The organism is Psychrobacter sp. Sarcosine-3u-12 (assembly GCF_002836005.1).
Classification (GTDB): Bacteria; Pseudomonadota; Gammaproteobacteria; order Pseudomonadales; family Moraxellaceae; genus Psychrobacter; species Psychrobacter okhotskensis.
The window spans coordinates 1-410 of sequence record NZ_PJBY01000053.1 but is presented as its reverse complement, the minus strand read 5'-3'; the positions used below and the strand labels follow the sequence as shown (position 1 = coordinate 410).

General features: G+C 45.9%; 1 protein-coding gene. It reads right to left on the bottom strand.

Translation table 11 applies throughout. From position 1 onward, the window contains the following. The coding region (locus tag CXF65_RS01115) for a transposase (RefSeq protein ID WP_198551935.1) at positions 1 to 410 on the bottom strand (410 nt) is incomplete at both ends.

Sequence of the window (410 nt, the reverse complement as noted above, 5' to 3'; positions counted from 1 at the left end):
GACCGTCGACACAAGCGATTAAGATGTCTTGTACGCCACGGTTTTGAAGCTCGGTAAGAACACCTAGCCAGAACTTAGCGCCTTCATTCTCTGAGAGCCACATACCAAGCAGCTCTTTTTTACCGTTAAGGTTAACGCCTAGGGCCAGATAGATCGCCTTGTTGATGATCTGCTTGTCTTGACGTATCTTCACGACGATGCAGTCTAGATAGACGATAGGATAAACACTATTCAATGGCCTGTTCTGCCAAGCGGTGATGTCCTCTAATATGTTATCGGTGACTCTTGAGACAAGAGAGCTTGAAATGTCGACATCGTAGAGCTCTTTAATGCTCTCTACGATCTCAGTGGTGGTTTGACCCTTGGCGTAAAGGAATATGATCTTGTCATCAAGACCTGAGATACGGGTT